At 44.3% G+C, this 6,661-nt stretch carries 7 protein-coding genes; all 7 read right to left on the bottom strand.

Annotated features, from left to right (window positions below; all coding sequences use genetic code 11):
* Positions 1-86 precede the first annotated feature (86 nt).
* Positions 87-1,760 (bottom strand): sensor histidine kinase, encoded by a 1,674-nt coding sequence (locus NFR99_RS14455; protein ID WP_251353997.1) that lies wholly within the window; start codon positions 1,758-1,760, stop codon positions 87-89.
* Positions 1,753-2,430, bottom strand: a complete 678-nt coding sequence (locus NFR99_RS14450; RefSeq protein WP_120486604.1) for a response regulator transcription factor — start codon at positions 2,428-2,430, stop codon at positions 1,753-1,755. Before NFR99_RS14450 ends, NFR99_RS14455 begins: the two co-directional genes overlap by 8 nt.
* A 1-nt stretch (position 2,431) precedes the next feature.
* The gene (phoU, locus tag NFR99_RS14445; RefSeq protein WP_251353996.1) at positions 2,432-3,115 is read right to left on the bottom strand and encodes a phosphate signaling complex protein PhoU; all 684 of its coding nucleotides are present in this window, start codon (positions 3,113-3,115) and stop codon (positions 2,432-2,434) included.
* Positions 3,115-3,867 (bottom strand): phosphate ABC transporter ATP-binding protein PstB, encoded by a 753-nt coding sequence (gene pstB / locus NFR99_RS14440; RefSeq protein ID WP_004060638.1) that lies wholly within the window; start codon positions 3,865-3,867, stop codon positions 3,115-3,117. Before pstB ends, phoU begins: the two co-directional genes overlap by 1 nt.
* Positions 3,868-3,871: 4 nt before the next feature.
* A complete protein-coding gene (gene pstA / locus NFR99_RS14435; RefSeq protein ID WP_120486605.1) occupies positions 3,872-4,735 on the bottom strand; it encodes a phosphate ABC transporter permease PstA in 864 nt (287 codons plus the stop codon).
* A gap of 99 nt (positions 4,736-4,834) precedes the next feature.
* Positions 4,835-5,707, bottom strand: a complete 873-nt coding sequence (pstC, locus tag NFR99_RS14430) for a phosphate ABC transporter permease subunit PstC (RefSeq protein WP_120409522.1) — start codon at positions 5,705-5,707, stop codon at positions 4,835-4,837.
* A gap of 17 nt (positions 5,708-5,724) precedes the next feature.
* On the bottom strand, positions 5,725-6,576 hold the full coding sequence (locus NFR99_RS14425; protein ID WP_120486606.1) for a phosphate ABC transporter substrate-binding protein: 852 nt from the start codon (positions 6,574-6,576) through the stop codon (positions 5,725-5,727).
* Positions 6,577-6,661 lie beyond the last annotated feature (85 nt).

Raw genomic sequence — 6,661 nt, 5'->3', positions numbered from 1 at the left:
AATGCAATAAGCAGCTTAAATACAGTAACTATGTGGCTTTCAGCCACTTTCACGGCACAGCTGTGAATAATTCAGGTTTATCTTTATTATTTTTTAGAAAATGCAATCGTTACCACCGTTCCCACATCCACAGTACTTTCCAGACTGAGCTTTGCATGGTGGTACAGAGCACCATGCTTTACTATGGCAAGACCAAGACCTGTTCCACCTACCTTTTTGGAATGGCTTTTATCCACCCGGTAAAAGCGTTCAAACACCCTGTCCTGATGTGATATAGGAATCCCGATTCCCGTATCACGCACAATCACATTCACGCCATCTCCCGTCTGGTTTACCAAAACATCCACCGTACCATTTTCCTTGTTATATTTAATCGCATTGTCACAAAGGTTATAGAGCATTTCCTCCAAAATTTTATGCACGCCTATAATCTCTGCCCTGCCGCCAATCAAATGAAAGGTAATATTCTTCTTATCGGCTTCTTTTTCCAACCGTCCGATTACTTCCTTTGACAATTCATATAAATCCACCGTTTCCTTTTCATAAGGAATACTCTGCCCGTCAAGTTCAGAAATCTTAATAATATCATTGACTAACGTAATCAGCCGCTGTGCCTCATCATAAATGGATTTTGAAAAGTCAGTCACATCATTTTCCAGAACATCGCCTGCTTTCATCAGTTCGGCAAAGCCAGAGATAGACGTCAGCGGAGTTTTCAGTTCATGGGAAACATTTGCCGTAAACTCCCGGCGCAGCATATCCCTTTTTTCACGTTCCGTAATATCCAGAATAACCACAACGGCCCCAATTACGGATTCCTTCTCATAAACCGGATTGGCAATCAGACTGTAACTGCGTTCCTCCCGCACCATCGTATTCTCTGCCTTTATTCCTGACAATACATCGGATATAACGCCTCTGAACTCTTTTGCCCGGCAGAACAGCAGGACACTCCTGTCTGCCGGAGGGGTAATCTCAAGCAGGTTTAATGCGGCAGAATTATAGGTCAGGAGATTGGCGTCTGCATCAATAACCAGAAAGCCCTCACTCATATTTTCTGTAATAAGGTTAAATTCTTTCTGTTTTTTGCGGGCGTCCGCAAGCTGTTCCCCTATCGTTTCTTTCTGGTCTGCAATTTTCCGTAACAGAGGTGTTAATTCCTCATATGTGTCATTATTTTCCGGTATTTCCAAATCCAGTTTGTTAATTGGTTCTATAATGGCTTTTGATACCCTTGCGGAAAGCACCAGTGTTAAAATCAATGCGACAAACATAATGAATAAAATCGGCTGAAGCATCCCCATCAGAATGGTTACTACCGTATACTGTTCTGTCGAAACCCGCAGTATGCTGCCATCGGAAAGCCGTATGGCATAATTCACTGTTTTTTCCGTCAGGGTTTTGGAGTACCTCGTACTCATGCCCTTCCCCTCTTTCATTGCCGTTTTAATTTCATCCCTGTCGGCATGATTATCCAGTTCGGACACATCTGCCCTGCTGTCGAACAATACCGTTCCATTTTCATCAATCCATGTGATACGGTTATTTCCGGCAAGTCTGTTATTCTTGTTATCAAAACTGTCAAAATATCCGGCTCCCTCATTTTCAAGAGCATGTGCCAGAAAGCCGGCCTCATTGGCAAGCTCTTTCTGTATCTGCTTTTCAAAAAAATGAAACAAAAGCCCCATAATCAATGCAATGGTAGCTGCCAATACAAGACAGACGGTAAGCAGTGACGAATGAAAAATTTTTTTATTCATTCCAATCGCCTCCTAATTTATAACCGATTCCTTTTATAGTCTGAATGAGTTTTCCGGCATCCCCCAGTTTTACCCGCAGTTTCCGGATATGCACATCCAGCGTCCGGGATTCTGTATAATATTCCCCCCAGACACTGGTTAAAAGCCTGTCACGTTCCACTACATTGCCCTCTGCCTCCAGCAGAACCATCAACAGCAGATATTCCTTATAGGAAAGCGATACCGCTTCCCCTGATACCGTAATAATATGTTTTGCAGGATTAACATACATCCCGCCAATCGTATACGTTCTGTCATCCTGCGTTTTTTGGGAACGCCTCAGTACCGCCCGGATCCTTGAAATCAGTTCCATCGTTCCAAAAGGCTTTGCCACGTAATCATCCGCTCCCATATCAAGGCCTGTGACCTTATCAAATTCACTGCCCTTTGCGGTAAGCATAATCACAGGGATATGCGCAGTCGCTGCATTACCTTTCAGTTTATTCAGAATCGACAACCCGTCTTCTTCCGGCAGCATAATATCCAGCAAAACCAATTCCGGCAGTTCCGTATTTAGTCCCTGCCAAAATTCCTTTGGAGAAGAATGCCCCTGTACTTCAAATCCCTCTTTTGACAGCGCATAGCATACCAGCTTTCTTATATTATCATCATCTTCCAGCAGATAAATCATGTTAACCGATTCCTCCTTTGGTGGAGCTTTCCTTATTTTCAGGTCTTTTCCGATGCTCTCCGGTAATGGAATAAATAACCCATTCCGCAATATTTTCTGCATGGTCGCCAATCCGCTCAAAATATTTTGCAATCATCAGCAAATCCATAAGAGCCTCCGCATCGTCGTGTCTCTCCGTTATTGATTTTATCAACTCCCGCTTTACCTTGTCAAATAAATCATCCACGATATTATCATGTTCAATTACCAGCCAGGCAATATCCAGATTCATTTTTACAAAAGATTCAATACTTTCTGACACCATTTTGATCGCTGCTTCTGCCATTTCCCGGATATGGGTTTCGCCAAGCGTTCCCTTTTTTGCCACATAAGGTGCAGTCTCCACAATATCCGATGCCTGGTCTCCAATCCGTTCCATATCGGATATCATTTTCAAAGCGGCTGAAACAACTCTCAAATCTTTTGCCACGGGCTGCTGCTGCAAAATCAGTTTCAGGCAGAGGGTTTCGATATCACGCTCTTTTTTATCAATCTGCGTATCCGCATCCAGACACATATTTTTGCTGTTTTCTTCATTATCCGTAAGATATTTTACCGCATTGGTAATTGCCTCCTCGCATAAGGCTCCCATGGTAACAAGTTCTGTATTAAGCTGCGATAACTGTCTGTCAAATTTATTCCGCATTATCCAAACCTCCCTGTAATATAATCCTCTGTCCTCTGGTCAGACGGTGTGGAGAACATGGTCTGCGTATCATCAAACTCCACCACCTCGCCCAGCAGGAAGAATGCTGTCTTATCTGCAATCCGCACTGCCTGCTGCATATTGTGGGTTACCATAATAATCGTATATTTTTCCTTCAGTTCCATTGCTAAATCTTCAATCTTTGAAGTGGAAATAGGGTCAAGGGCAGACGTCGGTTCATCCATCAGAAGGACTTCCGGCTCTACCGCCAGTGCCCTTGCAATGCAGAGCCTCTGCTGCTGGCCGCCACTCATGCCCAATGCACTCTTTTTCAAACGGTCTTTGCATTCCTCCCAGATTGCCGCCTGCGTCAGGGAACGCTCCACGATTTCATCCAACTTAACCTTTGATTTGATTCCATGTATTCTTGGACCATAGGCAATATTATCATAAATACTCATTGGAAACGGATTCGGTTTTTGAAAGACCATGCCAACACGTTTCCGCAAAATGTTTACATCAATCCCCTTGTAAATGTCAATGCCGGAAAGCATAATTTCTCCTTCGATACGGCAGCTTTCCACCAAATCATTCATCCGGTTCAATGTTTTCAGATAAGTGGATTTTCCACAGCCAGAGGGGCCAATCAGCGCAGTGATTTTCTTTTCCGGGATTTCCATGTTGATACTTTTCAGGGCATGGCTCGCACCATACCATAAGTTTAAATTCTTTGTCGTGATAATGTGTTCCATAACTTTAACCTCGTTTCTGTTTCAGTCTAACCGCCGCTATCTTTGCCGACATATTGATAAGAAAGGTAAGTACAAGCAATATAGCGGCAACCGCAAACGCAACATCAAACTGCCCGCGCTCTTTCGCATATACATACATGGCAACGGTCAGGGTAGAACCCGCATTTCCCGCCTGCACTGCCTCTGGTACGGTCAGCAGTTCATTTGCCATCCCTGCCGTAAAGAGAAGTGCGGCACTTTCACCTACCACTCTGCCCACCGATAAGATACAGCCGGTAACAATCCCATCAATGACACAGGGAATGACAACTGTACGAATCATATACCATTTGCCTGCCCCTAATCCAAGCGAACCTTCCCGGTATGCTTTTGGCACCGTTTTCAGGCTTTCCTGTGTGGTGCGTATAATCGTGGGCAATGTCATGATTGCCAGGGTGAGCGAACCGGCCATCAGACTGGTTCCCAGAGAGAAAAACTGCACAAACAGGAGCATTCCCACCAGTCCATATATAATTGATGGGATTCCGGCAAGGGTTTCTGTTGCCAGTTCAATGACCCGTACCAGTTTTTTATTCTTTGCATATTCGTTCAGATAAATCGCAGCCCCTACCCCAAGCGGCAGTACAATTACAAGCGTTATGATAATGATATATAAGGTATTCAGGATGTTTGGCAGAATCCCGACCGTACCACGCAAAAGGCTTGGTTTCGTAGAAACAAGCATCCATGAGATATGTGGAATGCCCCGGTACAGGATATATCCAATCAGTCCGAGCAGGAGAGAGCAAATCAATCCTGCTGATAAAACCATCATCAGCTTTAAGATAGTATCCTTAATTTTTCTTGCTTTCGATATTGTATCAGTCACATGTATTTCCTCCATTTTCCTCAAGAACGCTGTTTTTGCGTTCTTGATAGGTTTGCCTTAGTTCCACTTGGCATGGTATTTTCATGCAATAGTGGAACTTCAAACCTTTTTTTTAATTACTACATTTAATATCAGGTTAATTGCCATAATGAACAGAAAAAGCACCAGTGCGATGGAAAATAATGCCTGTCTCTGTAAGCCGGAAGAATAGGACATTTCACTGGCAACAGCAGTAGTCAGAAACCGGACGCTGCCAAACAGTTTCGGCATATTGGCAACATTTCCCGCTACCATCATAACCGCCATCGCTTCCCCGACTGCCCTGCCAATGCCTAATACAACCGCAGTGACAATGCCGCTTTTTGCGGCAGGCACAACCACCTTAAATACGGTTTCCGTCTTTGTCGCCCCCAGAGCAAGAGAAGCCTCCTCATATTCCTTTGGCACCGCCCCGATTGCCGTTTCCGATACGGAAATGACAGAGGGCAGAATCATAACAGCAAGGACAAGAATTGCCGAAAAGAGGTTTGCACCATCCGGGAGATGAAATATCTCCCTTACGCATGGAACAATGATGATCATTCCCACCAGCCCATAAACGACAGACGGGATTCCGGCAAGCAAATCTACCACATTCCTTACTGCACTGCTAACTTTCTTTGGGGACATCTTTGCCAGAAAAATAGCACATAGCAGTCCAATCGGAACTCCTATGAGGATTGCCCCCAGAGTTCCGTATACGGATGTCAGGATAAAGGGAAGGATTCCATAGGAAGGCTTTGCAGAAGTAGATGCCCAGACCTTCCCAAACAGGAAATCTCCCAGACCGATATCCCGTATTGCCGGAATGCCGCTTATCAAGAGAAATATAGTAATTAGGACGACAAACAGTATCGTCAGCAGACCGCATACCAAAAACAACAGGTTCATTGCCCTTTCCATCCACCTTGCTGTCTTTTTTATCTTTTCCATAACAGCCCCTCCTGTAATTACCGTTTGACAGGAACAGCACCTGCCTCTGTAATAAGGCTGTCTGCCTGTTCGCTGGTAGCGAAGTCGAAAAACTCCTGTGCAGCTTTAGAAAGAGCAGTGTCCTTTTTTGTGACCAGCACGAAGTTTCTCTGGACTTTGTATTTCCCATCCTGAATACTTTCTGTTGTCGGGCTTACCCCTTCCACGCTGACCATCTTTACCGTATCACCAACCGAGGCAACCGATGCATAGCCAATGGCATTTGGATTGCCGGATACCGTCTGCACGACATCGCCCGTAGACGTAAGTTCCTGTGAATACTTGCATTTATCCTTTGTGCCTGTCACTTCCTCAAAACCGTCTCTTGTGCCGGAAGCCGCCTCACGCCCAATACAGACAATCGGTGCGTCGCTGCCGCCAACCTCTTTCCAGTTGGTAATCTCACCACTGTAAATCTTCCCTATCTGATCAATTGTTAAATCTGTTGTCGGATTATCAGGATTGACTATGATTCCGATTCCATCAATGGCAACTACCGTTCCCTGTAAATCTGCTGTTTCATCTTCCTTCAGGTCACGACTTGCCAGTCCGATATCACATCTTCCTTCCGCTACTGCCTGTATACCGGAACTAGAACCCGTTGGATTGTATGTAACCTTTATATTTCCATGTTCCTCCATATAGGCTTCACTCAAAAATCCAATGACTTTCTCCATTGAAGTGGAACCGTCGGTGGCTATTGTTTGTGAACTCTTAGTTGTCTCATTTGCTGTACTTTTGTCAGTGAACGAACCAGCATTGCCGCTACATCCTGTCAACACCCCTGTCATAAGTGTAAAAACGGTTGCAATCATAATAAATTTTTTCATATTGAACACACTCCTAGTATAATAATGGTGTAGTCAAGAATGACTACTGGTTAATAGTTACAAAGTCCAATCTAATAAATCTATA

This window comes from Hominisplanchenecus murintestinalis (assembly GCF_943193015.1).
In the GTDB taxonomy this organism is placed as follows: domain Bacteria; phylum Bacillota; class Clostridia; order Lachnospirales; family Lachnospiraceae; genus Hominisplanchenecus_A; species Hominisplanchenecus_A murintestinalis.
Note: the sequence above shows the minus strand (reverse complement) of the source record. Positions and strands in the feature narration are given on the sequence as shown.

Coding starts and splice junctions, on each gene's coding strand:
- NFR99_RS14455 (WP_251353997.1), bottom strand. CDS start 1,760: ATGAATAAAAAAATTTTTCATTCGTCACTGCTTACCGTCTGTCTTGTA.
- NFR99_RS14450 (WP_120486604.1), bottom strand. CDS start 2,430: ATGATTTATCTGCTGGAAGATGATGATAATATAAGAAAGCTGGTATGC.
- phoU (WP_251353996.1), bottom strand. CDS start 3,115: ATGCGGAATAAATTTGACAGACAGTTATCGCAGCTTAATACAGAACTT.
- pstB (WP_004060638.1), bottom strand. CDS start 3,867: ATGGAACACATTATCACGACAAAGAATTTAAACTTATGGTATGGTGCG.
- pstC (WP_120409522.1), bottom strand. CDS start 5,707: ATGGAAAAGATAAAAAAGACAGCAAGGTGGATGGAAAGGGCAATGAAC.
- NFR99_RS14425 (WP_120486606.1), bottom strand. CDS start 6,576: ATGAAAAAATTTATTATGATTGCAACCGTTTTTACACTTATGACAGGG.